The sequence below is a fragment of the Pollutimonas nitritireducens genome, from assembly GCF_002849615.1.
GTDB classification, from domain to species: Bacteria; Pseudomonadota; Gammaproteobacteria; order Burkholderiales; family Burkholderiaceae_B; genus Pollutimonas; species Pollutimonas nitritireducens.
Genome location: NZ_PDNV01000001.1, coordinates 14,874 through 40,823, shown reverse-complemented (window position 1 = coordinate 40,823; position 25,950 = coordinate 14,874). Strand labels below are relative to the sequence as shown.

The following is a 25,950-nucleotide window of genomic DNA, read 5'->3' as shown; positions in this document are numbered from 1 at the left end:
GGAGAACCCGCTCATGAAATACCCCAGTGTCAAAAATTCGGTCATGGCAGCCATACTGGCCGCCGGCATGTTGGGTGGCACGGCTGCATTCGCAGCCAAAGACGTCACCATTGCGGTAGAGATTTCGCTGGACTCGCTGGATCCCTACAATACCAATTCGACCCTGGCGCAGGCCATCGGCAAAGGGTATTACGAAGGTCTTTTCCAATTCGACAAAGACTTGAAAATTCAGCCATTGCTGGCCGAAAGCTATGAGCCCAGCGCCGATGGCCTGGTCTATACATTCAAGCTGCGCAGCGGCATCAAGTTCCAGGACGGAACCGACTTCAATGCCGATGCGGTCAAGGCCAATCTGGATCGTGTCCTGGATCGCTCCAATGGCCTCGCGCGCTATAACCAATTCAGCCGTATCGAGAACGTTCAGGTGGTCGATCCGCTGACCGTGAAGATCACCCTGAAAGAGCCGTTCTCGGCCTTCATCAATTCGCTCGCGCACCCGTCTGCCATGATGATCTCGCCGACTGCCCTGAAGAAATGGGGCAAGGACATTACCTTCCACCCGGTCGGGACAGGTCCGTTCGAGTTCGTGGAGTGGAAGCCGGCCGAATACTTGAAGGTGAAGAAATTCGACGGCTACTGGAAAAAAGGCTATCCGAAGGTCGACAGCCTGACGTTCCGCACGGTTACTGACAACAATACGCGTGCTGCCGTGGTCCAGACCGGAGAGGCTCAGTTTGCCTATCCTCTGCCTTATGAACAGGCGACCATCCTGTCCAAGAACGACAAGCTGAATGTCGTGGCGGCGCCATCGATCATTGCGCGCTATGTTTCCATGAATGTGCAGCACAAGCCATTCGACAATGTCAAGGTCCGCCAGGCCGTCAACTACGCCATCAACAAAGAGGCACTGGCCAAGGTCGCCTTTGCCGGATATGCTTTCCCATCGCAAGGCGTGGTGCCGCAGGGTGTTGACTATGCCAAGAAGATGGACCCCTGGCCCTACGACCTGAAGAAGGCACGCCAACTTTTGAAAGAAGCCGGCTACCCAGACGGCTTTTCCACGACCTTGTGGTCGGCGTATAACGATGGCACGTCCGCAAAAGCTGTGCAGTTTTTGCAGCAGCAACTGGCCCAGGTAGGCATCAAGGTTTCGATCGAATTGCTGGAGTCGGGCCAGCGAGTGCAACGCGTGCAGCAGGTGAAAGACGCGAAGACGGCGCCGGTGCGCATGTATTATGCCGGCTGGTCCGCCTCTACCGGAGAGGCTGACTGGGCCTTGCGTCCTTTGCTGGCTACCAGCGGATGGCCACCTGTCTTCAACAATACGGCTTACTACTCCAACCCGGCAGTGGATAAGAATATTGCCGACGCGCTGTTGACGACTGACAAGGCGGAAAAGACCAAGCTGTACGATGCGGCGCAACAACAAATCTGGAGCGATGCGCCATGGGCTTTCTTGACGACCATCAAGCTGTTGTCGGTTCATAGCAAGACACTTAGCGGCTTCTATGTAATGCCTGACGGATCATTCCAGTACTCGGACGTCGACCTGAAACCATAACAGCGAACAGCGCAGCCCGGGCGAGTGCGGCGGTAAGCTGCAGCACTCGCCGAGTGCGTATCAAAGATGCTCACATACATAGTAAAAAGATTGTTCGGAATGATTCCTACGCTGCTGCTGGTGGCGATAGTGGTCTTCCTTTTCGTGCATGCCCTGCCGGGCGACCCGGCCAGGCTTGCCGCGGGCCCGGAGGCTGACGAGACCACTGTGGCGTTGGTTCGTCACGAGCTGGGTCTCGACCTGCCCTTGCCTCAACAGTTTCTGCGTTATTTTGATAATTTGTTGCACGGTGAGCTGGGCAACTCCTTGCGCACCAAGCGTCCGGTGTCGCAGGAAATCGGCGACCGCTTCATGCCCACTTTGCTCTTGACGTTGACGAGCATGATCTGGTCGGTGATCTTTGGCCTCGTCATAGGAGTGGTGTCGGCCGTCTGGCGCAACCGCCTGCCCGACCGCGTCGGTATGACCGCAGCCGTCTCAGGCATCTCGTTTCCGGCCTTCGCGCTGGGCATGGTGTTGATGCAGATATTTTCAGTGCAGCTGGGATGGTTTCCCACGGTGGGCGCCAGCACTTGGCAGCACTATGTCTTGCCCTCCATCACCTTGGGCGCCGGCGTCGCCGCCGTAATGGCACGCTTCACCCGCGCGGCATTCGTGGAAGTCATGCAGGAAGACTACGTACGCACCGCCAGAGCGAAAGGCTTGTCCGAGCGCATCGTCGTGGTAAAGCACACCTTTCGCAATGCCCTGATTCCTGTCGTGACGATGATGGGTCTGCAGTTCGGCTTTCTGTTGGGCGGCTCCATCGTGGTGGAAACCGTCTTCGCCTGGCCGGGCGTGGGCATGTTGCTGGTCGACTCGGTCGTCATGCGCGACTATCCCGTCATACAGGGACTCATCCTGCTGTTTTCGCTGGAATTCATTCTGATCAACCTGATCGTGGATGTGCTCTACGGCATGATCAATCCAACGATCCGATACAAATAGGGGCAGGCAATGACTCAAGCCTCGACACTCAACACCGCCAACAGTGGCGTGCACGACAGCGCTCCGGTGCGTACGCCCATGCGCGAATTCTGGCGCAAGTTCCGCAAGCAGCGACTGGCCATGTGGGCCGGCGTCTTTGTCCTGCTGCTTGTGCTGGTCGCCATCTTTGCCCCCTGGATCGTTCCCTACGATCCCGAAGGTTTCTTCGACTACGACGCATTGAACCAGCCGCCATCATGGACGCACTGGATGGGGGTCGATTCATTGGGCCGTGATATCTACAGTCGGGTTGTGATGGGCGCACGCATTTCTTTATCAGCCGGTTTTGTGTCCGTCGCCCTGGGCGCCCTGGTGGGGACGGTACTGGGCCTCGTTGCCGGGTATTACGAAGGCTGGTGGGAGCGCATCATTATGCGTATTTCCGATGTGCTGCTGGCTTTCCCCGGCATTCTGCTGGCCATCGGCGTGGTGGCGGTGCTCGGCTCCAACATGGTCAATGTCATCATTGCCGTGGCGGTGTTCAGCGTGCCCGCATTCGCCCGCCTTGTACGCGGCAGCACACTTGCGATCAAGAACATGACTTACATCGAAGCCATGCGCAGTATTGGCGCGCCGGATTCGGTGATTATCTTTCGTCATATATTGCCGGGGACCATTTCGCCTATCGTCGTCTATGGCACGATGCGTATCGGTACGTCGATCATCACTGCGGCCAGCCTGTCGTTTCTGGGCATGGGGGCGCAACCGCCTACTCCGGAATGGGGCGCCATGCTGAATGATGCGCGGTCCGATATGCTCTTGGCGCCTCACGTGGCGATCTTTCCGGCGCTGGCCATTTTCCTGACGGTGCTGGCATTCAACCTGTTGGGCGACGGCTTGCGTGACGCCCTGGATCCAAAGATCGATCGTTGAAGAAAGTGGATTCCATGTTCCATATCGATGCGCCCCGCGTGGGCAGCCTGCCGGCTGGAGCCGGCAACCGAATAACGGATGTTCCCGGTGTAACAGTAGGCCACGCGACCTTGGCGACCGGCGACGTACAAACGGGCGTGACGGTCATCCGGCCGCATCCCGGCGACGAGTTCCTGAACAAGGTTCCTGCTGCCGTCGCCGTCATCAATGGCTTCGGTAAAAGTGTGGGCCTGCCGCAAGTGCAGGAGCTCGGCGTGCTCGAGACGTCGATCGCCCTGACCAACACATTCTCGGTCGGGGAAATCGCGACCGCGCAAATTCGGCAGCTTGTGGGCCGGCACCCGCACATTGGCCGCGGGTGGCCTACCTGCAATCCGCTGGTGTTCGAATGCAATGACGGTTACCTGAATGATATCCAGGCTTTCTCGGTGTCGGCCAATGACTATCTTGAAGCCTATCGTTCGGCGGCTTCGGCGTTCGAACAAGGGTCCGTAGGCGCTGGCCGCGGGATGTCCTGCTTCTCCATGAAGGGTGGTATCGGATCGGCCTCTCGCCTGATAACGGGCGGGAATCAAGACTATACGATGGGCGCGCTGGTGCTTGCCAATTTTGGCCGTCTTTCCAACCTGACGGTTGCAGGGCGCCCGCTTGGACGCCTTATCGACAAAGAGAACCGGCTTGCGGGTAATACCGTCATGAGTCACGAGCCGGAAAAGGGTTCGATCATCATGGTGCTCGCCACCGACGCGCCGCTTGAGGCGCGGCAACTACAGCGACTTGCCAAGCGCGCGGGCGCGGGCCTGGCCCGTACAGGATCTGTCTATGGCCATGGCAGCGGCGATTTCGCCTTGGCCTTCACGACGGCATATCAGATTCCTGCTGAGGCTCATACGCCGGCGCCTAGAATTGCGCTGGTTCATGAATCCATGCTGGACCCGCTATTCGAAGCCGCGGCGGAGGCCACCGAGCAGGCCATCGTCAATGCCTTGTGGTCCGCAACCACCGTCTCTGGGAGGGCGGGTCATCGGCGATTGGCAATACCGGAAATCCTGCCCGAGTGGCGTGAATTATTTGAAAGGACAATTCTGTGAGAGTGTTGGTTTCAGTGGATATCGAGGGAGTGGCCGGCGTGACGCACGCCGAACAAACCCGCAGCGGCAATGGTGAGTATGAACGGGCCAGGCGATGGATGACGAGCGAAGCCAACGCTGCGATACGCGGCGCCTTCGACGGCGGCGCAACGCACGTCATGGTCAATGATTCCCACGGGAGTTTTCGCAACCTTCTGTTGGACGAGCTGGACGAAAGAGCCGAAATGGTGACAGGCAAGCCGCGCTATATGGGCATGATGGCTGGCGTCGAGCACGGCTGCGACGCCGTCTTCATGGTCGGATACCATGCCCGCGCGCAGGAGCGGGGAATACTGGCGCATACCATCAACAGCTTTGCCTTCAGGCGGGTAGTGGTCAACGGCGCAGAGTTGGGCGAGGCGGGTCTTTATGGCGCGCTGGCCGGGGAACACGGCGTGCCTGTAGCCTTGCTGACGGGCGACGATATTTTCCTCGCTGAAACCGAAGCCATGTTTCCCGGTGTCGTGACGGTGCAGACCAAGCGCGCACAAGGCAATGCCACTTGCGTATCGCTATCGCCGGCGCGTGCCTGCGCATTGATACAGCAAGCCTCGGTCGCTGCAATTGGAAACGTCTCCAGTTTGAAGCCCTTGCGATTGGACGGCCCGATATTCGAGTGTGAGTTGACGACGCAGACGCCCGGCCAGGCCGACCTGTTCTGCCAGCTGCCCACGGTGTCGCGCATCAATGGAAACACCCTGAACTTCAAGACAGAGTCTGTCTACGACGTCGTGCGTACGCTCAACTGTTTTTCGGCGATGTCGTTCATGTTGCGTTGAGTCGATCCCATCAACCGCGCTCCTTCAAATGGCTGATCACCCTGATCGCCACGGCCGAGGTTTGCCTCATGTGTTCCACGCAGGCCAGCCAGGCTTCTTCTTCGTCGTTGTTGCGTATCGCTGCGCCTATCCGGGCCATTTCCTGCAAGGTGTTCTTGATGCGGCCCGGACTCAGGATGGACGTGGCGCGCAGGCGTGATATCTTGCCATGCAGCGCTTCAAGGCTGCTTTTCAGCACCCGGTTGTAGCAGCCCTCGAGCAGCGCCTCGTAGAACAGTTCGATTGCCTCCAACTGTTCGGCAACGTCCTTTTCTTCTACCGATACAGCCAGCTGCGACAAGGTCTGGTCCAGCTTTTCCCGCTGGGCGGGGGTGGCCATGTTGATGAAGTTGCGTGCCGCCAGACCCTCCAGCACGGAACGGACTTGATAGATATCGGCCGCCTCCTGCACGTCCAGCACGGCAACGCGCACCCCGCGATTGGGCTGATTGCTGACATAGCCTTCTTGCTCCAGCATCTGCAGGGCCTCGCGCACCGACGATCGACTGGCCTGGGTCAGCTCGCACAATGCTTTTTCGGTCAGCCGGGCGCCGGGACGCAGGTTGCCCGCCAGGATGTGCTCCCTTACTGTCTTCGCGATCTGTGAACGTTTGCTTGTCATGGCCCCGGGACGAGTAAGAGGCCGATAGAAAGCAGCCCGCAAACTCGATGTCAGTTTTCTGTCGGCAAAGTATAGCGATACATGGCGGATAGTGTGGTATAAATTGTCCGACAATCGATATTGAATTGCCCGATAACGTGATGGAGGTCGATGATGGACGACTGGAAGGATCCTAGGTACGAAGTGCTGTCGAATGCCGAGATATCCGATGCCCTGGACTTCCTGGGGCTGCCGGGTAGCGCGCTGGGCCTGTCGGCCGTGACGGGGACTCATCGCATCATGGGTCGCGCCTTTACGGTGCGCTTTGCGCCGGTGGATCCCGGGGCGGTCGGCACGGTGGGCGACTTCATCGACGACGTGGAAGAGGGCGAAGTCATCGTGCTGGACAACAGCGGACGTACCGACTGCACGGTGTGGGGCGGCATACTGAGCCAGATTGCAAAAGCCAGGAATATTGGGGGTACGGTCATCAATGGCGTCTGCCGGGATTCGGCCGAAGCGGTGGAGTGCGCTTATCCCATCTTCAGCCGCGGCGTCTTCATGCGCACCGGCAAGGACCGTGTCCAGGTCGAGGCCGTGGGGACCAGCGTTTCACTTGGGGATGTGCGGGTCAATGCGGGCGATATTATCGTCGGCGATCGCGACGGCATTGTGGTCATACCGCAGGACAGGGCAAAAGAAGTCCTTGACCGCGCCCTGGCGACTCACCTGATCGAAAAAGACATTCTGAACGAAGTGATGGCAGGATCAACATTGAAAGCGGCCCGCGAAAAACTGGGCTATCACACACTGCAACGGCGCAAATAAGACCGCGCATCTGTATAAAAACGGGAGATGACAATGCAACAAAAACTTGCCACGGCAATTCTGGCCACGTTGGCGATGACAGCCGGAAGCGCCGCCTGGGCTCAAAAGCTGGATTGCGCCAATGTGACCTTTGTGTCGCCCTATCCGCCCGGCGGCACCACCGACATTCTGGCACGCATGCTGGCGCCGACCATGCAGGAAGAATTGGGCGTGCCCGTTATCGTCGACAACAAGCCTGGCGCCAGCAGCAACATCGGCACGGAATTCGTCGGTCGCGCCAAGCCCGATGGCTGCACCCTGCTGCTGGGCAACAATACCGGCATCGTCATCAACCGGAACCTATACAAGCTGCGCCTGGATCCGGTGAAAAGCCTGGCGCCGGTGGCCGAGGTCGCCGCGGTGCCGCTGGTGCTATACGTGAACCCCAAGAAAATGGACGCCACGACACCCGCCGAGCTTCTGGACGCGTTGAAGAAGGAGCCCGAAAAGCACAGCTTCGCTTCGGGCGGCAGCGGCAGTCCGCAGCACCTGGCCGGCGAGTTGATCAAGCAGAGCAAGCACGTCGAGATGCTGCATATTCCCTACCGGGGACAAGGCCCGGCCTTGACGGACGTGATCGCCGGGCATGTGCCGATCGCCTTCGAAACAACCACGGTGCTGTTACCGCATATCAAGTCAGGCGCCGTGCGCCCGTTGGCGACCACCAGCCCCACGCGCACCAAAGTGTTGCCGGATGTCCCCACCATGGTCGAATCGGGCTTTCCGGGATTCATCATCGAGAACTGGTACGGTGTCTTCGCACCCGCCAACACGCCCCAGCCCATCATCGAGCAGTTGAACAAGGCGGTCAATGTGGCCTTGAAGGCAACGAACTCGGTGCAGGCCCTGGAGAAGATGGGCTCCTCGGATGTGGCAGGCTCGGCGCAGGAATTTGCCGATTTCATCGCCAAGGACGCTCCCGTGTGGACGGACGTGGTGCAGAAGTCGGGCGCCAAAGTAGATTGATTCCGGATCACCGCGACCTTTTTAGAGAGAATAGCAATGGATACCCTGGCCCAATTGTTCGAGGGCATTCCCTCGTCCATCATCAGCGACTCGATGCGCCGGATCGCCGGAGCACGCCGCCTTGTGCCCCGCCACGCCAGCGGCGGCCTGCTCGGCACCGCCTACACCGTCAAGGTACGCCCCGGCGATAACCTGTATATCCACGACGCCCTGCGCAAGATCAAGCCGGGACAGATCCTGGTGGTCGATGGCGAGGGCCATGTCGAACGCGCACTCGTGGGCGAAATCATGATGAGCGCCGCACGCATGCGCGGCGTCGCCGGTTTCGTGATCGACGGCGCCATACGCGATAGCGACGCCTTCAAGACCCACAATTTTCCGTGCTACTCCAGAGGCATCACCCACCAGGGTCCGCTGAAGAACGGACCTGGCGAACAAGACATTCCGGTGTCCGTCGACGGTTGTGTGGTGAACCCGGGCGATATCGTTGTGGGTGACTGCGACGGCGTGGTATTCATTCCGCGTGCCCGGGCCGAAGAAGTGGCGGCCACCAGTCGCAGCCGGATGGCGAACGAAACCAAAGTGCTTGCCGGTATCGCCCAGGGCGTTTATGACGACGCCTGGATCGATGCCGCCTTGAAGGCACAGCTGGTTTAGCAGAACGCAAGCCTTGTTCGCAAGCCCTTCAATACCTATCTCTTCAGCAATCAGGAATATTCCGCAATGACCACCCATTCCGTCTCCACGTTCAAACGCCTCATCGTAGCCGGCTCCGTCGGCCTGCTGGGCGTCGCCGCAAGCAGCGTCTGCGTTGCCGCGACCTATCCAGAGCGACCCATCAAGCTGGTTGTGCCCTGGGCGCCGGGCGGCGCCACCGATGTGCTGGGGCGTTTCGTCGCCAAGGGTCTGAGCGAACGCGTGGGGCAGCCCGTGGTTATTGAGAACCGTGGCGGGGCGGGCGGCAATATAGGCACGGCGGCGTTCGTACGCGAGAAGGCCGATGGCTACACCTTGTTGGTGGCAACCAGCTCGACCAATGCGGCCAACCCGCATTTGTATAAACAGCTGGGCTTCAAGGCAGATAGCGACTTTGCACCGGTCGCATTCGTTGCCTCGATCCCGAATGTCCTGGAAGTGAATAAGGATTCCAAATACAAGACGTTCGGCGAATTGCTGGCCGCAGCGAAGGCCAATCCGGGCGCGTTGAACTATGGTTCGGCCGGTGTCGGATCGTCCCAGCACTTGGCCGCCTCGCTATTGAAGCATTTGACCAAGATCGATATTGTCCATATCCCATATAAAGGCAGCGGTCCGGCCGTGTCCGATTTGCTGGCGGGCCAGTTTGACTTCATGATCGATACCGGCTCCGTTGCACAAGTGAAAGCAGGTTCCCTGCGCGCACTAGCGGTCGCCTCGGAGACGCGTGTTGCCGCTTTGCCGGATGTGCCGACGTTCAAGGAGCAAGGCCTGGAAGGCATGAATGCGTCGGCCTGGTATGCCATTGTGGCTCCCGCCGGGACGCCCGCCGATGTGCTGGCCTACCTGAACAAGGAAGTCAATGAGGTTGTTCAGAGCCCGGAAGTGAAAACGAAGCTGGAAGCCATGGGGGCCCAGGTGCCCGCAGCGCAAACGTCGGAGCAGGTCTCTGCGTTCATGAATAGCGAAATCAAACGCTACGGCGAACTCATCAAGATATCCGGCGCCAAGATGGAATAGCGGTTGGCTGGATCGCGGCAGTTACCCAGGCCAGGTTTCGATAGTGCTTATATTATCCATGGCCTGGCTGGTGGAGATAAAATAATAAGAAGCTGTTGATCGAACTGCTTTGGCAAAAAGCGGCACCAGGCGTCCCTTGGTCAGGTCGTCCAGCACCAGCGCCATTCTGCCGATTGCGCCGCCTTGGCTAACGCTATCCAAAAATCTGAAGCGCGCCGGCATACTGTGCAAACACACACTCACGAGAGGCAGAAATAACCATGCTACGTATCGTTTATGGCGGTTTTCAACACGAAACAAACACCTTTGCGCCTGACCTGGCCGATTGGGACGCCTTCCTGGCCGGTGGCGGCTGGCCGGGCCTGGTGTCGGGTGACGCCATTTGGCCCGCGATTGCCGGCGCCAATATTCCCGCCGCCGGTTTTGTGAAATGCGCGCAAGATGCAGGCGACACAGTCATCCCTACGACGTGGTGCGCAGCCAGCCCATCGGCGCATGTTGCCGCCGACACTTACGAACGCATCGCCTCGATGATTGTCGACGGCATCAGTGCCGCCTTGCCCGTTGATGCCGTGTATCTGGACTTGCACGGTGCCATGGTGGCCCAGACCTTCGACGATGGCGAAGGCGAACTATTGCGCCGGGTGCGCGCGGTGGTCGGGCCCGACGTGCCTATCGTGGCCAGCCTGGACCTGCATGCCAACGTGACTGCGCAAATGCTGCACGAGGCCGACATACTTGTCGCCTATCGCACCTATCCCCATGTCGACATGGCCGAAACCGGCGCCCGGGCGTACCAACAGCTGCAACAGCGGCTGGCCAAGGGTGTGCGGCCCAAGGTCGCCGTACGCCGTTTGCCTTTCCTGATTCCCATCTGCTGGCAGTGCACCGACATACAGCCATCCAAAGGCCTGTATCAGCAACTCGCGGAGCTCGAGCATGACGTCACCCATGTGTCGTTCGCCACGGGCTTCCCGGCGGCAGACTTCAAAGAGTGTTCACCTGTGATCTGGGCGTACGCAGACGACCAAGCCAGTGCCGATGCGGCGGCCGACCAACTGGAAGCCGCCGTCAATGCAGCGGAATCATTGTTCGCCGGCAAACTTTACAGTCCCGACGAAGCGGTGCAGTACGCCATGGCAAAATCGCTGACCAGTTCCAAGCCTGTCGTCATTGCCGATGCCCAGGACAACCCAGGTGCGGGCAGCAATTCAGACACAACGGGCATGCTGCGCGCCTTACTGCGCAACAAGGCAGAGCGTGCCGCTATCGGCATGATCGTCGACCCGGCCGCCGCCGCGAAAATACACGAAGCGGGAGAAGGGCAGCGCATTCGCATTGCCATCGGCGGCAACGCGGGCTTGCCTGACGACCAACCCTTTGAAGGCGATTTTCTTATCGAGCGCCTGTCGGACGGCAAGACGGCCGCCACGGGGCCTTTTTATCACGGGTTCAACCTCGATATGGGCTTGTCCGCATGCCTGCTGATCGACGGTGTGCGCGTGGTCCTGGCCTCGCAGAAAGTGCAAATGGCGGATCAGGCCATGTTTCGCTTTGTGGGCATCGAACCCACCGAGCAGGCCGTTCTGGTCGTGAAGAGCGCTGTGCACTTCCGTGCCGACTTCGCCCCCATTGCCGAAGAAATCATTGTCGGCGCCGCGCCTGGCTCCATGCCCATGATCCTGAAACAATTGCCCTGGAAGAACCTGCCTGTGGGAATAAGGCTGGATCCTTGCGGGGAAGCCTTCCAGGTGGCGTAAGTGTGCCGCGTCGCTCGTGTTTATATGCCAGGCCTTACAATCCTGGCATGAAATACCTGAAGGGCTACTCCCCCGACACGCACAATAAAGTCCAGCTGCTGCTTGATCGCGGACAGCTGGCCGATGTGCTGCTCGGCCGGTATCCGAAGGCGCATGGGGTGCGCACCGACAAGGCCTTGTACGACTACGTCGTCGACCTGAAGAACAGCTATATCCGCAATGGCGCACCCATCAGCAAGGTGATGTTCGACAGCAAGATGCAGGTGATCGCCCACGCGCTGGGCACGCACACCACCATTTCGCGCGTGCAGGGCATGAAGCTCAAAACCAAGCACGAAATCCGCATTGCCACGGTATTCCGGTCGGCGCCGGAAGCCTTTCTAAGAATGATCGCCGTGCACGAACTGGCTCACCTGAAGGAGCGCGAGCACGACAAGGCTTTCTACTATCTGTGCGAACGCATGGAGCCGAATTATCACCAATACGAATTCGACCTGCGCCTGTACCTGACGCATCTGGACCAGCCCGGCGGCGGCAATTTGTGGGACCCCACCCGTACTTTGGCAGAGGCTTGACCTACACTGCCCAGCAACCAATCAACCAACACGAGGCATTCATGGATTTACACCTGCAAGGTAAAAGCGCATTGGTTTGCGGTTCGAGCAAGGGACTGGGCTATGCCTGCGCCATGTCCTTGGCCCGCGAGGGCGTCTCAGTGACGCTCGTCGCCCGCACGGCACAGCTGCTGGAAAAATCGGCCGAAACCATACGCCAGGCCACCGGTGCAAAGGTGACCACGGTGGCTGCCGACATCACCACACCTGAGGGCCGCGAGCAGGCTTTCTCGGTGGCGGGAATGCCGGACATCCTGGTCACCAACGCTGGCGGCCCCAAGCCCGGCGACTTTCGTGACTGGTCCAAGGACGACTGGATGGCGGCGCTGAATGCCAATATGTACACGCCTATTGCGCTCATCCAGCATGTGATCGATTCCATGATCAACCAGCGTTACGGGCGCATCGTGAACATCACCTCGGCCGCGGTCAAGATGCCCATCGATATACTGGGCTTGTCCAATGGCGCGCGCAGCGGCCTGACCGGCTTTGTCGCAGGCCTGGCACGGCAGGTAGTCGAACATAACGTGACGATCAATAATCTGCTGCCGGGCCCCTTCGAAACCGACAGGCTCAAGGAAACGGCCGCCAAGACGGCGCAGAATACGGGTAAGCCTATCGAGGAAATCATGCAGGCGCGCCTGAAGTCCATACCGGCCAAGCGCTACGGCCAGCCCTATGAACTCGGTGATGCCTGCGCTTTCTTATGCAGTGCACAGGCGGGCTTCATAACAGGGCAGAACCTGGTCCTGGACGGCGGTATCTACCCGGGCATGCTATAGGCCGGCCATCTTCGGCGCATTTTTGGTGACGGGTGCGTTGGCCGGGCCCACCGACGGCTCGGGCGCATCATGAAACGACTGCAGGAACAGTTGCGCCGCGCGCGACAGTGCCGCGCCGCGGCGGGTCACCAGCTGATACGGCTCGCTGCGCGATTTCAGTTCCAACGGCAGGATGCGCATGACGCCCATTGAGGCGAAGAATTCGGCCACGTCCAAGGCCAGCAGAGCGACGATATCCGGCTGGCGGCGCAGAAGGGCCAGCGTGGCGAAGGCCGACGTGGTTTCGAAAAGCCGGTGTGGAAAGCGCAGCCCGGCTTCGTAGAACTCGCGTTCCAGCAGGCGGCGCATGGGCATGTTGGCCGAATAGACGACCCAGCGCGAGGCATTCAGGTCGACAAGTTCCAGGTGGCCGCGGCCGGCCATGGGGTGGTCGATGCTGCTGACCACGGCCAGGGTTTCGTGGTGGATGTCGATGCTGTCGTACAGCTGCGGCTGCGCGCTAACGGAACGCCGGCAGATGGCCACGTCCAGCCGGCCGCGATCCAGCAGATGCAGCAGCCGCGCGCTGGTGTCTTCCACGATTTCCACCGCCACGTCGGGGTATTGGGCCAGCAGCCGGGTCAGTTCCTCGGTCAGCAAAGGTACCGCGCCCATGATCACGCCCACGTTCAATCGCCCGCCCTGTCCTTGCAGGATGTCTTCCATCTCGCCGCGCAAGTGGGCCAGGTCGGTCTGCATCAGCCGGGCGTAGCGGATGGCGCAACGCCCCATTTCATTGGCGACCAATCCGCGCGAGCTGCGCACAAACAGCGGCACGCCGAAGATGGCTTCGATTTCCTGCAAGGCCTTGCTGGCGCCCGGCTGCGTCAGGGAAGAATGAAACTTATACCTGTATGCGTGCCGCTTAGTGTTCAAAGTGACGTGTTTATCGTAAATTGCTGGAAGGATATCTCCAGCCCTTTTCCAAACTATAACGAAAAGCGATACAACCATGGCGCTCATCAACTACATCACCCAGGTCCAGTTCGGCTACGACGCTCTGGCGACCCTGCAACAGGAATGTGATCGTATCGGCATAACGCGTCCCCTGATCGTCACCGACGTCGGCGTGAGCAAGGCGGGGCTGGTCGAACGGGTGCTGGCCCAGTTGAGGGATGCGGATCCCGGCGCAGTGTTTGACGGCACGCCGTCCAATCCCAACGAAGCCGCGGTGCTGGCTGCCGCGCAGGTGTATCGGCAGGGCGGCTTTGACGGCATTATTGCGGTCGGAGGCGGCTCGTCCATCGACCTGGCAAAGGGCGCGGCCGTGTGCGCAACACACGATGGCGAGCTCAAGAGTTTTGCCGTCATCGAAGGCGGCGCATCCCGCATCACGGCCGCGACCGCGCCCGTCATTGCGATTCCCACCACGGCAGGCACGGGCAGCGAAGTTGGGCGTGGCGCCATCCTCATCCTGAACGACGGCCGCAAGGTCGGCGTGCTTTCGCCGCACCTGGTACCCAAGTCCGCGATTTGCGATCCGTCCATGACGCTGGAGCTGCCCGCATTGCTGACGGCCGCCACGGGCATGGACGCTATCGCGCATTGCATGGAAACCTTCATGTCGCCGGCCTTTAATCCTCCGGCTGACGGCATTGCCCTTGATGGCTTGCGCCGCGCCTGGCGGCATATTGAAACGGCCACAACCCAGCCGCAAGACCGCGAGGCGCGCCTGAACATGATGAGCGCCTCCATGCAGGGTGCCATGGCCTTCCAGAAAGGCCTGGGCTGTGTGCACAGCCTGAGCCATTCGCTGGGAGGCCTCGACCCGCAGCTGCACCATGGCACACTGAATGCTGTGTTTCTTCCCGCCGTCATCGAATTCAATGCAGCGTCGCTCTCGATGCAGCAAGAGCAAAAGCTGGAACGCATGGCACAGGCCATGCAATTGCCCGATGCCACCGCCCCGGCCATAGGCGCGGCGATACTCGGAATGAACACGCGACTGGGCCTGCCCTCTGGCCTTGCCGAAATGGGTGTGTCGCCAGATCAGTTCCCGCGCATCGTGCAAGGGGCGCTGGCCGACCACAGCCACAAGACAAATCCCCGTGAGGCATCGTCGGACGACTACGTCCGGATGCTGGAACGGTCCATGTAAACCCATCAAGGAAATAGACAAATGAACGATATCGTCAGCACCCAGATCCTGGGACACAACTACATAGGCGGACGGCGCAGCGCGCGAGGGAAAGCCACACAGCAAAGCATAGCCGCCGATAGCGGCAAGCCCTATCATGTCAGCTTCTCGCAAGCCACGCCGGAAGAAATTGACGAGGCCGTGCAGGCGGCCAGCGATGCTTATCGCGAATACCGCAATGTTTCCATCGATCAGCGCGCCGAGTTCCTGGACCAGATTGCCGAAGAAATCGACGCGCTGGGCGACGGCTTCATTGCCGAGGTCTCGAATGAAACCGCGCTGCCCGCGGCGCGCCTGCAAGGCGAACGATCACGCACCAGCAACCAGATGCGCCTCTTTGCCCGCATATTGCGTCGCGGCGACTTCCATGGCGCGCGTATCGACACTGCCTTGCCGCAGCGCCAGCCCATGCCACGTCCCGACCTGCGTCTGTGCCGCATAGGCATGGGGCCAGTGGCGGTATTTGGCGCCAGCAATTTCCCGTTGGCATTTTCCGTGGCCGGCGGCGATACCGCGGCCGCGCTGGCCGCGGGCTGCCCGGTCGTCGTCAAGGCGCATACCGGTCACATGGTCACGTCCGAGCGCGTGGCGGACGCCATCGAACGGGCGCGCGAGCGTTGCGGCATCCCGGCGGGCGTGTTCAACATGATCTACGGCACGGGCGTGGGAGCCCGTCTGGTGCAGGCCCCCGGCATCAAGGCCGTGGGTTTCACCGGGTCCCTCAAAGGCGGCCGCGCCTTGTGCGATCTGGCGGCAAACCGCCCCGATCCGATTCCTGTCTTTGCCGAGATGTCCAGCATCAATCCCATCGTCCTGCTGCCGGGCGCCTTGCAGGAACGCGGCGCGGCTATCGCGCGCGACCTGGCCGCATCGGTGTCCATGGGTTGCGGCCAGCTCTGCACCAGTCCCGGACTCGTGCTGGGTGTGCGATCGCCCGAATTGACTGCCTTCACCAAGGAACTTGAACAAGCCTTCACGGCCATGCCGGCCCAGACCATGCTCAACCGTGGCGCGCTGGACAGCTACGAGGCAGGCATCAAGCGATTGAAAGGATTGAAGGGCATCGAGGTACTGGCCAAGGGCGCGGCACACGACGGCAAGGCAAGCGCCCATGTGTTCAAGGCCAAGCCCAGCCTGCTGCTCGACCACGACGATGCGCCGCTGGAAGAGGAAGTGTTCGGGCCTTCGACCGTATTGGTCACCTTCGACAGCCAGGAGCAACTGACGTCCTTCCTCAGCGTCATGCATGGTCAGCTGACCGCCACCCTGATCGCCACCGACGCCGAAGTCGTCGATCATTCGGCCGTGGTTTCCATCCTGGAAGAAAAGGCCGGCCGTCTTTTGCTCAATGGTTTCCCCACCGGTGTTGAAGTGTGCGACGCCATGGTGCACGGCGGCCCGTATCCGGCCACGTCCGATGCGCGGGGCACATCGGTGGGCAGCCTGGCCATCGACCGCTACCTGCGACCGGTTTGCTACCAGAACTATCCCGACGCCCTGTTGCCGCCCGTGTTGCAGAACGCCAATCCACTGAAGGTGCTGCGACTGGTCAATGGCGAATTCACCAAAGACGCCATCCAGGCTATCTAGGCAACCGGTACCAAACCATCCCCACCCACTCGTGGAGCGCTTTGTTGGCCAGGCTTAGGTAATCGGCCTGGGGGATGAAGTTCATGATGCGCTGCACCGGCTCGACGTGAAACACCGTGGGCGCGGCAATCACGGTGAAACCCGCGCGTTCAAAGGCTTTTTTGGCGCGCGGCATATGCCAGGCGTGCGTCAGCAGCGCAATCGTATCCACGCCCTGCGGCGCCAGGACGCGCCGGGCAAATTCGGCGTTTTCCGCCGTGTTGGTGGATTCGGTTTCCTGCCAGCGCACCGGTGTGTCGAACACCGTTTCCAGTTCGCGTTTCATGATCCAGCCTTCGGGCTCGCCCCCTGAGGGGTCGCCGCCCGTCACCATGATGGGCAAATTATGCTGGTGGTGCAGAAAGGCGGCATACCGCACCCGTTCCAGCGTCGCACTATTGGATACGTCCGACGCGTACTCCGGCTGGCTGTGTCGCACACCCCCGCTGAGCAACACGATGGCCTGCGCCTTGCCGAGATCTTTCGGGTTGACCGCGCCGGCGGACTCCAGGCTGCGTATCATCTTGTGCGCCGTCACCGGCATGCTGAAGATGGCCAGGCTTGCGATGCCAAGGATAAGCAAGGTCCAGCCTGACCGCCGCCAGCGCGCGGCCAGCAGAATGCAGCCGACGATCATGAGCAGCAGCAGGCTGCCCGGCAGCAATACGATTTGCGAAACAGTGGAATTGAATGTGGACGTCATGGGTAGGGTTCAGATGTGTGTCCGATTATAGGTCACCGTCCAGGCGTCCATACAGGCCGCAGCCGCGCGCTTCAAAACTCCCGCAGTGCTCTATGATGAGGCCCTTGTCGATTCATTCGTCCGAACTCATTCATGACTCAAACCATACTCGTCACAGGCGGCGCCGGCTTTATCGGCAGCCACACCACGGTAGCCTTGCAGCAGGCCGGCTATCGCGTCCTTATCCTGGATAATCTTAGCAATAGTTCGCTTGACGTACTGGACGCCATTACCCGCATCACGGGTATGCGCCCGGATTTTGCCGAGGGCGACGTGCGCGATCCGGAAACGCTGGAATTGCTGTTCCGAACCCGCAAGATTACTGCCGTGCTGCATTTTGCCGGCCTGAAGGCGGTCGGAGAATCCACCCAGATACCGCTGGCCTATTACGACAACAACGTGCAAGGCAGCGTGCTGCTGCTGGCCGCCATGCAACGGGCGGACGTGCGCAGCTTCGTGTTCTCGTCCTCGGCCACGGTCTATGGCGACCCGCAAAAGCTGCCCCTTACCGAAGATCATCCGCGCTCGGCCACAAATCCTTACGGTCATACAAAACTGGTGGTGGAAGACATACTGGAAAACCTGTATCGCAGCGAAGCCGGCTGGCGCATTGCACGCCTGCGCTACTTCAACCCCGTGGGTGCGCATCCCAGCGGCTTGATCGGCGAGGCGCCGCAGGGCATACCCAACAACCTCATGCCCTACGTCGCACAAGTGGCCGCCGGACAGCGGCCCAAGGTGCAGGTGTTTGGCAACGACTACGACACGCCCGACGGCACCGGCGTGCGCGATTACATCCACGTCATGGACCTGGCGCAAGGCCATGTACAGGCCTTGCGCCATTGCCTGGAGAAAGAGCAGGAATTGTTGACTGTGAATCTGGGCACCGGCAAAGGCTACTCCGTGCTGGACATGATCCGCGCCTTCGAGCAGGCCAGCGGCAAGACCATACCCTACGACCTGGTGGCGCGCCGTCCGGGCGATATCGCCGCGTGCTGGGCTGATACGGAAATAGCCTACCAAAAGCTGGGGTGGCGGGCCGAGAAAGGTATACAGGAAATGTGCGACGACGCCTGGCGCTGGGAGACAAATCGTAGCGTCTGAGCGGTGGCACCACATGGCGCACGTCTACGCCGTAAAAACGTCATCCAGTGCTTCGGCGTCCGGGGCGTTCAGGGACCACGTTTCCAGCTGATTTGCGGTAAATGCCTATGTTCGTGGCCGATTATAGGTTAAGACGTTCCGAAATTTACGTTGAGTCATTCCGAGATTTACGACAATAAATTCCGATATTTACGTTGAGAATTTCCGGAATTTACGATATCGTCGTCTTATGGAAACGACATCTCATTATCCGCGAAGAATCGAGCAACGCATCGCTGAGGCCTTGCAGGACACGCCAGTGGTCCTGCTGGTCTGCCCTCGCCAAGCGGGTAAGACAACGTTGGTGCGTCAAATTGCAGAGCAGCAGGGCTTGCGCTACCTGACCATGGACGATCAACTGACATGGTTGTCAGCACGGGAAGACCCTGTCGGCATGATACGCAGCCTGGATCGGGCAGTGATCGATGAGGTCCAGCGTGCTCCCCAGCTGCTCCTGGCCATAAAGAAAAGCGTGGATGAAGATCGGCGTCCCGGGCGTTTCCTGCTGACCGGCTCGGCCAATCTGATGGCACTGCCCACCGTCGCTGACTCGTTGGCTGGCCGGATCGAGACATTGTCGCTGTTGCCTTTGTCGCAAAGCGAAATTGAAATCAGCCCTGCGAACTGGATAGACAGCGCATTCGCAGGACAGCTTCTGAAGGCAGACCAACCTTCCGTGGGCAAAGATCTGATGGATCGAGTCTTACGTGGCGGTTACCCGGAGGCAATTTCGAGAGCTTCCGCAAAACGTCGAATGGCGTGGGCGCGTCAGTATATCGACGCCATCATCCAGCGTGATGTCCGCGACGTGGCAGGTATCGAGAAACTGGACCAACTGCCGCGTTTTCTGCGTGCACTTGCGCAGACGGCAGGCCAGATGTGCAACTACACCCGACTCGGCGGCCAGGTGGGGCTGGATGGCAAGACAGCTTCCCGGTATGTTGGTGTCTTTGAACACATGTACTTGCTCAAGCGCATCGATGTCTGGGCACGCAACCGGCTCAATCGCGTGGTAAAGACACCGAAGCTGCAATTCATCGATTCCGGCTTGCTTGCGGCACTGCTCGATTTGAGCGGCGATGAGGTGCAGCAGGATCGCACGCGGTTTGGCAATGTGCTGGAGACCTTCGTTTTTAGCGAGCTGCTTAAGCATACGACCACTGCAGACGACGACTATCGCTTGATGTACTACCGGGATGCCGACAAGTTCGAGGTCGATATCGTGATCGAGAATGCAGCTGGATACTTGGTATGCGTCGAGGTGAAAGCCGCAGCCACCATCAAGGAGAGCGATCTGCGCGGCCTGAAAAAACTGGCCGGTATCGCGGGTGATCAATTCAGGATGGGAGTGCTGCTGTACGACGGCACGGAGACGATGCCATTGGGGGGTCGTATCTGGGCCGCGCCTTTATCTTCGTTATGGGGGAATTGAGCCTGTAGTTACCGTAGATGCCTATGTCAGAGACCCCGTGCCCGGCATGTTGGTCTGCACCCACGCAAGGCATTCTTCAACCAGCAGCTTGCCCATGGCCAAAGCTATCTATCCCATCCCTGACTGGTCCAAGCATTAAGGGCCAGATAAATGGCATTATTGAATAACCACCCGGTTTACCAGGTGGTTATTTTGCAGTCGGATCACAGAAACTGGATGATTAAAATGGAAAAACTGCTGTTTCTACCCATCGAACAACTCGCCCAAAAGCTGGCGAGTAAAGAAATCAGTTCGCAGGCGTTGACCAGGGCTTACCTCGATCGAATCAAGCAATACAACGCGCAACTGAATGCCTACGTCGAAGTCTACGAAGACGCGGCGTTGATGCAGGCTCAAAGCGCCGACGCGCGCCGGGATAATGGCTATGTGCTGGGTCCGCTGGACGGCATTCCCATTGCGGTGAAAGACTTGTGTGAGATCGCCGGCCGCAAAATGGCCGTGGGTTCCAGGCCCTGGGCAGATCGGCAAAGCACACTGACCGCGACGGCCATACAAAGGCTGGTGGCCGCCGGTGCAGTCATATTGGGCAAAACCCAAATGGTGGAATACGCCTTTGGCGGATGGGGAACAAACCCCTTGTTGGGAACCCCCCGGAATCCCTGGGACATGCGCACGCATCGCATTCCCGGCGGTTCCTCCAGCGGTTCCGGCGTTGCCGTGGCAGCGGGCATGGCCGCCGCCGCCATCGGTTCCGATACGGGCGGCTCCGTGCGTATTCCCGCCTCATTGAATGGCATTACCGGCCTGAAGACCACGGCGGGGTTGATCAGCCTGCATGGCTGCGCGACCTTGTCGCAGACGCTGGACTCGCTCGGCCCCTTGACGAGATCCGCCTGGGATGCCGCACTGCTCACCAAAATCATGGCAGGTTATGACGAGCATGATGCCCGTACTCATCATGCACCGCGTACTGGTATCGACCTGGACGCGCCGGTGCCTGGCGATGAAGAGTCGCTGGCCGGGGTGGTCATCGGACTGATACCGCCGGAATCGTATCCCGTCGAGATCGCGCCGGCCGTGGCCCGGACGTTAAACGACACCGTGCGCGTATTCGCCGAATTGGGCGCAACCTTTGTCGAGCAGGAATTTCCCTTCGACTTTCACCAGATGATGCTGCTTAACGGCCAGATCATTGCCGCGGAAGCCTATGCCATTCATGCTGAATATATCGACAATATGGACCTGGAAATCGGCCCGTGGGTGCGCAAACGCGTGCAAAGCGGGGCGTCGATTTCGGCAGCGGACTATATCCATGCCATCACGGCACATCAACAAGCCTGCAAAGACTGGGCCGCCTGGATGAGCAATATGGATGCGCTGCTGGTGCCGGGATCGCCAATTGCCGCCTGCGCCGTCACCGACGTGGACGAGACGCAGACGCCGCTGGCGGCCTTCACACGACCTGGAAATTTTCTGGGCTCATGTGGCCTGGCCTTTCCCGCCGGATTTGATGAATCGAACTTGCCCATTGGAATGCAGCTGTATGGCAAGGCCTTCGACGAAGCGGCATTGATCAATCTGGGGCGGTCGTTTCAATCAGTTACATATTGGCATCTGCGCGTTCCCGTTATGCAAGATTGACGTACCATATCGGCCTTTGGCAAGCCGTTGCTGCCCAGACGCTTACGTCTTCCTTTCATGAAAACTATCCACGAGTTTCTGTTTTTTGCCATAGCGGGCGTGTGCGGCTTTGTGGTCGATACCGCCGTCCTGTATGCGCTGACGAAAGCGCTGGGTCCGTTTTACGCGCGCGGCGTGTCGTTCGTGGCGGCCGTGCTCGCCACCTGGCTCATCAACAGGGCTTACGCTTTTCGCAAGCGCCGCTCCGCACTGACCAGAAGGCGGGAATTCCTTTTCTACCTGGTTCTGATGCTGGCGGGTGGGGCGGTGAATTACGGCGTCTACAGTTGGCTGGTGCTATCTTACCCGCTGGTGCAGCAGCACTTGATCATTGGCGTGGCGGCAGGCAGCGTAGCGGGCATGCTGATCAATTTCATGGTGTCCCGCTTCCTGTTGTATCGCCACACGGCGGGCCAGTAGGGGCGAAGAGAGCGTCTCTTATAATGGACGCGCCTTCGCCTTACAGGAAGTACGAATGCCCGCTTTACAACCCATTTCCCGAGAAAACCATGCCGGCAAACGCTGGCAGCGCTATACCTCTTATTCGTTTGCAGCGGGCGACGCTGTTGCGCAGTTGGTAGCACAAGAACTGCCCAAGGCCGCCATGGTAATGCCGGTGGGCTTTATCAAGGTCGACGACAGGTTCGTGCCCGTGGCGGTGCAAGGCTTGCAGCCCGGCCAGAATTTGTACGTCGCGCCGGACGGCCGCTGGCTGTCGCAGTACGTACCGGCAGCGTATCGCGGCTATCCCTTCACGCTGGCCAATACGCCGGAGGGCCAGCAGGTCATGTGCATCATCGAAGACAGTGGCCTGTTGTCCGACACCCGCGGCGAGCCATTTTTTGATGACGATGGCGAGCCCGCGCAGTCGTTGAAGGATGTGCTGGGCTTCTTGTCCCAGGTCAGTGAAAACCGCAAGGACACGCAGCGCATCTGTGCAATCCTGCAGCTGCATGGCCTGATACAGCCCTGGTCCATCAAACGGCAGAATGTGGCGGGCGAGAACACTATAGAAGGCTTGTATTGTATTGAGGAAACGGCCCTGAACCAATTGCCGGCCCAGGCATTCGAAGAGGTCCGCCAGGCTGGCGCCCTGCCGCTTATTTACAGCCAGTTGTTGTCCATGCAACATCTGCAGAAGCTGGGCCAGCTGGCCCAGGCGCACGCCACGCCGCAGACCGCGCTGGCGCAGACAGCCACTGGCGACCTGGACCTGGAATTCTTGAACGACAGCGGCATAATCAGCTTTGGCGGCTTGCGCTGACCAAGGTCCCTGACCGGGGAATCTTCAACTGTCACCTGGCAATCGCTATACTGCCAGCCATATCTTGCCTACAGGGCCACTCATGAAGTCATCCCACCGCACCGAGTTGGGCGAAGTTCTCTACCGATTCCGCAAGACCTTCTACAGTCTGGCGGCATTCAGCTGTGTCATCAACCTGCTGGCGCTCACGCCTTCGCTGTATATGCTGCAGGTATATGACCGCGTATTGGCCAGCGGCAACAAGACCACCTTGCTGATGCTCACCATACTGGTGCTGGGCGTCTATCTGCTGTCTGCTTTGCTGGAATTCGCCCGGTCATCGGTGCTGATTCGGGTCGGCAACCGCTTCGACATGCTGTTGAACAAGCGCGTATTCACGGCTTCGTTCGAACAAAACCTGGTGCGAGCCGGCGGCAACCCGTCCCAAGCCATCCACGACCTGACCAATCTGCGCCAGTTCCTGACCGGCAATGCGCTGTTTGCGTTCTTCGATGCGCCGTGGACGCCTATCTACATAGCGGTCACCTTCATGGTGCATCCGCTGCTGGGCCTGATCACGCTGGTGGGTTCGATACTGTTGTTCGTGCTGGCCTACATCACCAATGTCGCCACGCAAAAGCCGCTGGCCGAGGCCAACCAGGCCTCTATCGTAGCCGGCAACTTTGCCAACAATCATCTGCGCAATGCCGAAGTGATCGAAGCCATGGGCATGCTGCCCGGCTTGCGCGAACGCTGGTTCGGCCAGCATCGTCGGGTGTTGTCGCTGCAAACGCTGGCCTCTGATCGCGCCGCGCGTATCAGCACGGTCACCCGCTTTGTGCGCATTTCACTGCAGTCGCTTATTCTGGGCGCCGGCGCCCTGCTGGTCATCGACGGCACGATTACCGCCGGGATGATGATTGTCTGCTCGATACTCATGGGCAAGGCCCTGGGGCCAGTGGAGCTTGCCATCGGCACCTGGAAGCACATGCTGTCCTCGCGCACGGCCTATGGTCGCCTGGACGAAATGCTGAAGGAAGCACCGCCGCGCGGTGAACGAATCTCCTTGCCCGCGCCCAAGGGCGATGTGCTGCTTGAAAATGTATTTGCCAGCGCGCCGGGCGCGCCGGTCTCCATTCTGAAAGGTCTTTCCTTCGGGGTGAGTTCCGGCGAAGTGGTGGGCGTGATTGGCCCATCGGCTTCGGGCAAATCCACACTTGCCCGCCTGCTGGTTGGCGTGTGGCAGGCCAGGGCCGGACACGTTCGCCTGGACGGTGCCGACGTATTCCACTGGAACAAAGACGAACTTGGTCCGCACCTTGGCTATCTGCCCCAGGACATCGAGCTGTTCGAAGGCACCATTGCAGAAAACATAGCGCGCTTTGGCGGGCCTGATGACGCCAAGGTGATTCTTGCCGCGCAACGCGCTGGCGTGCACGAGATGATCCTGCGTTTGCCGCAGGGCTACGACACGCGGCTGGGCGTGGGCGGCGCTTCCTTGTCCGGCGGGCAAAAGCAGCGTGTCGGCCTTGCGCGCGCCATTTATGGCGACCCGGCGCTGGTGGTGCTGGACGAACCCAATTCCAACCTGGACGACGTCGGTGAAGCGGCGCTGGTCCAGACAGTGAACGACTTGAAGCAGCGCGGCGCCACAGTCATCGTTATTACACACCGCATGAATATTCTGAATGCCGTGGACAAGCTGCTGGTCTTGCGCGAGGGCGTCATGACACTGTACGGTCCGCGCGAAGATGTGTTGAAGGCGTTGCGCCAGCAACAGGCACAAATCGCCGCCGCGGCCAGCGGCCCCACGCCTCTGCAAATCGTAGCGAAAGGGCAGGCCTGACATGAGTTGGTTCAAGAAACACAAGTCCCGCGACGTGACCGACGTGGTGGACGTGGTCGATACAGATTCCCAGGCGCCCATGCGCTGGGGCATGGCCGTATTGCTGATCGGCTTTGGCGGTTTCGCCTTGTGGGCGGGATTCGCGCCGCTGGATGCCGGCATTCCAGCCAATGCCACGGTGGAAGTCGCGGGGAATCGCAAAACCATACAGCATCTGGAAGGCGGCACGGTGGACGAGATCCTGGTGCGCGAAGGCGACCGCGTAGCCGCCAACCAGGTGTTGCTGCGTCTTAACCCTACACGCGCCGTCGCCGAGCAGGGCGTGGTCAGTGCCCAGTACATCATGGCCAAAACGACGGAAGCCCGGTTGCTGGCCGAACGCGACGAATTGCCCGAGGTCGTGAACGACCCGGACGTCGTCGAACGCTTCAAGGACGACCCCCGCTTTGCAAGCGCGGTGCGTGCGCAGGCGCGCCTGTTTGAAACACGGCGCGAAGCCTTGAAAGGTGAAATTGCCATCCTGCAGGAAAACCAGCGCGGGGCCGAGGCGCAGCTTAAAGGCCTCACGCAGGTCCAGGACAGTCGCAAGTCGCAGATCAGCTTCATCAATCGCGAACTTACCGGTGTGCGCCAATTGGCCAAGGAAGGCTACCTGCCGCGCAACCGCATGTTCGAACTGGAACGCGATGCCGCCCAGTTGCAGGCGGCCTTGTCCAACGACATGGTCGAAGCAGGGCGCGTGCGCAACCAGGTTTCGGAACTGAAGCTGCGCGTGATACAACGCGGCCAGGAATACCAGAAGGAAGTCCAGTCGCAGCTGTCGGATGTGCAGAAAGAGGCCTCCGCCCTTGGTGATCGGCTGTCCGCACTGGATTACACCGTTCGCGAAACGCAAATCCGATCACCGCTGGATGGCGTCGTGCAGAACCTTCAGGTGCATACGCTGGGCGGCGTCATCGGACCGGGAACGGTATTGATGGAAGTCATTCCCGTGGATCATGCCTACTTGGTGCAGGCCGAGATACCGGTGCAGGCCATCGACAAAGTGGCGCCCGGCCTTCCCGTAGAGATCACCTTCCCGGCTTTCAACCACTCCAGTACACCCAATATCCCCGGCACGGTGCTGACGGTGTCGGGGGACCGCCTGACCGACGAAGCCACCAATGTGCCGTACTACCGCGCCCAGATCGAAGTCACGCCAGAGGGCGTGCAGATGCTGGGCAATAACGTCATTCGGGCCGGCATGCCCGCTTCGGTGCTGATCCGCACGGGCGAGCGCACGATGCTCAGCTATCTGCTCAAGCCTTTGCTGGAGCGCCTGAACAAGTCCTTCAAGGAGCAGTAA

At 59.9% G+C, this 25,950-nt stretch carries 25 protein-coding genes; 21 read left to right on the top strand and 4 right to left on the bottom strand.

The genetic code is table 11. The features are described 5' to 3' along the window. Positions 1-13 precede the first annotated feature (13 nt). The 5 genes from gsiB (at position 14) to CR155_RS00155 (ending at position 5,369) form a co-directional block, all read left to right on the top strand. A complete protein-coding gene (gene gsiB / locus CR155_RS00175) occupies positions 14-1,561 on the top strand; it encodes a glutathione ABC transporter substrate-binding protein GsiB (protein ID WP_102067994.1) in 1,548 nt (515 codons plus the stop codon). Between the two features lie 66 nt (positions 1,562-1,627). Continuing rightward, on the top strand, positions 1,628-2,548 hold the full coding sequence (gene gsiC, locus CR155_RS00170; RefSeq protein WP_102067993.1) for a glutathione ABC transporter permease GsiC: 921 nt from the start codon (positions 1,628-1,630) through the stop codon (positions 2,546-2,548). Positions 2,549-2,557: 9 nt separating this feature from the next. After that, entirely contained in the window at positions 2,558-3,460 is a 903-nt protein-coding gene (gene gsiD / locus CR155_RS00165; protein WP_102067992.1) for a glutathione ABC transporter permease GsiD, read from the top strand. A gap of 14 nt (positions 3,461-3,474) precedes the next feature. After that, a complete protein-coding gene (locus CR155_RS00160) occupies positions 3,475-4,551 on the top strand; it encodes a DmpA family aminopeptidase (protein WP_102068394.1) in 1,077 nt (358 codons plus the stop codon). Further along, entirely contained in the window at positions 4,548-5,369 is an 822-nt protein-coding gene (locus CR155_RS00155) for a M55 family metallopeptidase (RefSeq protein WP_102067991.1), read from the top strand. Before CR155_RS00160 ends, CR155_RS00155 begins: the two co-directional genes overlap by 4 nt. 10 nt (positions 5,370-5,379) lie before the next feature. Here CR155_RS00155 and CR155_RS00150 read toward each other — a convergent pair whose 3' ends face one another. Further along, complete coding sequence (locus CR155_RS00150) at positions 5,380-6,030, bottom strand: GntR family transcriptional regulator (protein WP_158238221.1); 651 nt, start codon at positions 6,028-6,030, stop codon at positions 5,380-5,382. A gap of 150 nt (positions 6,031-6,180) precedes the next feature. Between CR155_RS00150 and CR155_RS00145 the strand changes: the two genes are divergently transcribed. The 4 genes from CR155_RS00145 (at position 6,181) to CR155_RS00130 (ending at position 9,558) form a co-directional block, all read left to right on the top strand. Then, the gene (locus tag CR155_RS00145) at positions 6,181-6,837 is read left to right on the top strand and encodes an RraA family protein (RefSeq protein ID WP_199171635.1); all 657 of its coding nucleotides are present in this window, start codon (positions 6,181-6,183) and stop codon (positions 6,835-6,837) included. A gap of 33 nt (positions 6,838-6,870) precedes the next feature. Further along, positions 6,871-7,842 (top strand): Bug family tripartite tricarboxylate transporter substrate binding protein, encoded by a 972-nt coding sequence (locus CR155_RS00140; protein WP_102067988.1) that lies wholly within the window; start codon positions 6,871-6,873, stop codon positions 7,840-7,842. Between the two features lie 36 nt (positions 7,843-7,878). Further along, a complete protein-coding gene (locus CR155_RS00135) occupies positions 7,879-8,499 on the top strand; it encodes an RraA family protein (protein ID WP_102067987.1) in 621 nt (206 codons plus the stop codon). A 66-nt stretch (positions 8,500-8,565) separates the two neighbouring features. Further along, complete coding sequence (locus CR155_RS00130) at positions 8,566-9,558, top strand: Bug family tripartite tricarboxylate transporter substrate binding protein (protein ID WP_102067986.1); 993 nt, start codon at positions 8,566-8,568, stop codon at positions 9,556-9,558. Positions 9,559-9,579: 21 nt separating this feature from the next. Here CR155_RS00130 and CR155_RS20730 read toward each other — a convergent pair whose 3' ends face one another. Continuing rightward, positions 9,580-9,723, bottom strand: a complete 144-nt coding sequence (locus CR155_RS20730) for a hypothetical protein (protein ID WP_158238220.1) — start codon at positions 9,721-9,723, stop codon at positions 9,580-9,582. A 95-nt stretch (positions 9,724-9,818) separates the two neighbouring features. Between CR155_RS20730 and CR155_RS00120 the strand changes: the two genes are divergently transcribed. From CR155_RS00120 to CR155_RS00110, 3 genes are read left to right on the top strand one after another with little or no spacing between them, the layout of a single operon-like run. Next, positions 9,819-11,318, top strand: a complete 1,500-nt coding sequence (locus CR155_RS00120; RefSeq protein WP_102067984.1) for a M81 family metallopeptidase — start codon at positions 9,819-9,821, stop codon at positions 11,316-11,318. A 47-nt stretch (positions 11,319-11,365) separates the two neighbouring features. Next, positions 11,366-11,893 carry a YgjP-like metallopeptidase domain-containing protein gene (locus CR155_RS00115; RefSeq protein ID WP_102067983.1) on the top strand — a complete coding sequence of 176 codons (528 nt, stop codon included), beginning with the start codon at positions 11,366-11,368 and terminating at the stop codon, positions 11,891-11,893. Between the two features lie 41 nt (positions 11,894-11,934). Next, on the top strand, positions 11,935-12,714 hold the full coding sequence (locus tag CR155_RS00110; protein WP_102068393.1) for an SDR family oxidoreductase: 780 nt from the start codon (positions 11,935-11,937) through the stop codon (positions 12,712-12,714). Here the strand turns inward: CR155_RS00110 and CR155_RS00105 are convergent. Further along, on the bottom strand, positions 12,709-13,716 hold the full coding sequence (locus CR155_RS00105) for a LysR family transcriptional regulator (RefSeq protein WP_233213799.1): 1,008 nt from the start codon (positions 13,714-13,716) through the stop codon (positions 12,709-12,711). The genes CR155_RS00110 and CR155_RS00105 overlap by 6 nt on opposite strands. Between CR155_RS00105 and gbd the strand changes: the two genes are divergently transcribed. Together gbd and CR155_RS00095 are read left to right on the top strand one after the other, a co-directional pair. Beyond that, entirely contained in the window at positions 13,706-14,851 is a 1,146-nt protein-coding gene (gene gbd / locus CR155_RS00100) for a 4-hydroxybutyrate dehydrogenase (protein ID WP_102067981.1), read from the top strand. The two genes, CR155_RS00105 and gbd, sit on opposite strands and share 11 nt — an antisense overlap. A gap of 21 nt (positions 14,852-14,872) precedes the next feature. Then, positions 14,873-16,480, top strand: coding sequence for an aldehyde dehydrogenase (NADP(+)) (locus tag CR155_RS00095; RefSeq protein WP_102067980.1), 1,608 nt, complete (start codon positions 14,873-14,875; stop codon positions 16,478-16,480). Here CR155_RS00095 and CR155_RS00090 read toward each other — a convergent pair. Continuing rightward, entirely contained in the window at positions 16,473-17,222 is a 750-nt protein-coding gene (locus tag CR155_RS00090) for a YdcF family protein (RefSeq protein WP_102067979.1), read from the bottom strand. The genes CR155_RS00095 and CR155_RS00090 overlap by 8 nt on opposite strands. A 132-nt stretch (positions 17,223-17,354) precedes the next feature. Between CR155_RS00090 and galE the strand changes: the two genes are divergently transcribed. The 7 genes from galE to CR155_RS00055 all read left to right on the top strand — a co-directional run bounded on the left by galE (position 17,355) and on the right by CR155_RS00055 (position 25,950). Continuing rightward, entirely contained in the window at positions 17,355-18,365 is a 1,011-nt protein-coding gene (gene galE / locus CR155_RS00085) for a UDP-glucose 4-epimerase GalE (RefSeq protein ID WP_102067978.1), read from the top strand. Between the two features lie 229 nt (positions 18,366-18,594). Next, positions 18,595-19,836, top strand: a complete 1,242-nt coding sequence (locus CR155_RS00080) for an ATP-binding protein (RefSeq protein WP_102067977.1) — start codon at positions 18,595-18,597, stop codon at positions 19,834-19,836. Positions 19,837-20,061: 225 nt separating this feature from the next. Next, positions 20,062-21,477 (top strand): amidase, encoded by a 1,416-nt coding sequence (locus tag CR155_RS00075; RefSeq protein ID WP_102067976.1) that lies wholly within the window; start codon positions 20,062-20,064, stop codon positions 21,475-21,477. A 57-nt stretch (positions 21,478-21,534) separates the two neighbouring features. Next, entirely contained in the window at positions 21,535-21,936 is a 402-nt protein-coding gene (locus CR155_RS00070; RefSeq protein ID WP_102067975.1) for a GtrA family protein, read from the top strand. Between the two features lie 55 nt (positions 21,937-21,991). Then, the gene (locus CR155_RS00065; RefSeq protein WP_102067974.1) at positions 21,992-22,780 is read left to right on the top strand and encodes a SapC family protein; all 789 of its coding nucleotides are present in this window, start codon (positions 21,992-21,994) and stop codon (positions 22,778-22,780) included. A gap of 82 nt (positions 22,781-22,862) precedes the next feature. Then, entirely contained in the window at positions 22,863-24,605 is a 1,743-nt protein-coding gene (locus tag CR155_RS00060; protein WP_102067973.1) for a type I secretion system permease/ATPase, read from the top strand. 1 nt (position 24,606) lies between these two features. Then, positions 24,607-25,950, top strand: a complete 1,344-nt coding sequence (locus tag CR155_RS00055) for an HlyD family type I secretion periplasmic adaptor subunit (protein WP_102067972.1) — start codon at positions 24,607-24,609, stop codon at positions 25,948-25,950.

Bases quoted from the DNA above. Each gene is read 5' to 3' on its own strand.
- CR155_RS00080 (WP_102067977.1), top strand. From the start codon at position 18,595: ATGGAAACGACATCTCATTATCCGCGAAGAATCGAGCAACGCATCGCT.
- CR155_RS00090 (WP_102067979.1), bottom strand. From the start codon at position 17,222: ATGACGTCCACATTCAATTCCACTGTTTCGCAAATCGTATTGCTGCCG.
- gsiC (WP_102067993.1), top strand. From the start codon at position 1,628: ATGCTCACATACATAGTAAAAAGATTGTTCGGAATGATTCCTACGCTG.
- CR155_RS00095 (WP_102067980.1), top strand. From the start codon at position 14,873: ATGAACGATATCGTCAGCACCCAGATCCTGGGACACAACTACATAGGC.
- CR155_RS00135 (WP_102067987.1), top strand. From the start codon at position 7,879: ATGGATACCCTGGCCCAATTGTTCGAGGGCATTCCCTCGTCCATCATC.
- gbd (WP_102067981.1), top strand. From the start codon at position 13,706: ATGGCGCTCATCAACTACATCACCCAGGTCCAGTTCGGCTACGACGCT.
- CR155_RS00145 (WP_199171635.1), top strand. From the start codon at position 6,181: ATGATGGACGACTGGAAGGATCCTAGGTACGAAGTGCTGTCGAATGCC.
- CR155_RS00130 (WP_102067986.1), top strand. From the start codon at position 8,566: ATGACCACCCATTCCGTCTCCACGTTCAAACGCCTCATCGTAGCCGGC.
- gsiD (WP_102067992.1), top strand. From the start codon at position 2,558: ATGACTCAAGCCTCGACACTCAACACCGCCAACAGTGGCGTGCACGAC.
- CR155_RS00060 (WP_102067973.1), top strand. From the start codon at position 22,863: ATGAAGTCATCCCACCGCACCGAGTTGGGCGAAGTTCTCTACCGATTC.
- galE (WP_102067978.1), top strand. From the start codon at position 17,355: ATGACTCAAACCATACTCGTCACAGGCGGCGCCGGCTTTATCGGCAGC.
- CR155_RS00160 (WP_102068394.1), top strand. From the start codon at position 3,475: ATGTTCCATATCGATGCGCCCCGCGTGGGCAGCCTGCCGGCTGGAGCC.
- gsiB (WP_102067994.1), top strand. From the start codon at position 14: ATGAAATACCCCAGTGTCAAAAATTCGGTCATGGCAGCCATACTGGCC.
- CR155_RS00075 (WP_102067976.1), top strand. From the start codon at position 20,062: ATGGAAAAACTGCTGTTTCTACCCATCGAACAACTCGCCCAAAAGCTG.
- CR155_RS20730 (WP_158238220.1), bottom strand. From the start codon at position 9,723: ATGGCGCTGGTGCTGGACGACCTGACCAAGGGACGCCTGGTGCCGCTT.
- CR155_RS00065 (WP_102067974.1), top strand. From the start codon at position 21,992: ATGCCCGCTTTACAACCCATTTCCCGAGAAAACCATGCCGGCAAACGC.
- CR155_RS00150 (WP_158238221.1), bottom strand. From the start codon at position 6,030: ATGACAAGCAAACGTTCACAGATCGCGAAGACAGTAAGGGAGCACATC.
- CR155_RS00070 (WP_102067975.1), top strand. From the start codon at position 21,535: ATGAAAACTATCCACGAGTTTCTGTTTTTTGCCATAGCGGGCGTGTGC.
- CR155_RS00105 (WP_233213799.1), bottom strand. From the start codon at position 13,716: ATGAGCGCCATGGTTGTATCGCTTTTCGTTATAGTTTGGAAAAGGGCT.
- CR155_RS00115 (WP_102067983.1), top strand. From the start codon at position 11,366: ATGAAATACCTGAAGGGCTACTCCCCCGACACGCACAATAAAGTCCAG.
- CR155_RS00140 (WP_102067988.1), top strand. From the start codon at position 6,871: ATGCAACAAAAACTTGCCACGGCAATTCTGGCCACGTTGGCGATGACA.
- CR155_RS00120 (WP_102067984.1), top strand. From the start codon at position 9,819: ATGCTACGTATCGTTTATGGCGGTTTTCAACACGAAACAAACACCTTT.
- CR155_RS00110 (WP_102068393.1), top strand. From the start codon at position 11,935: ATGGATTTACACCTGCAAGGTAAAAGCGCATTGGTTTGCGGTTCGAGC.
- CR155_RS00055 (WP_102067972.1), top strand. From the start codon at position 24,607: ATGAGTTGGTTCAAGAAACACAAGTCCCGCGACGTGACCGACGTGGTG.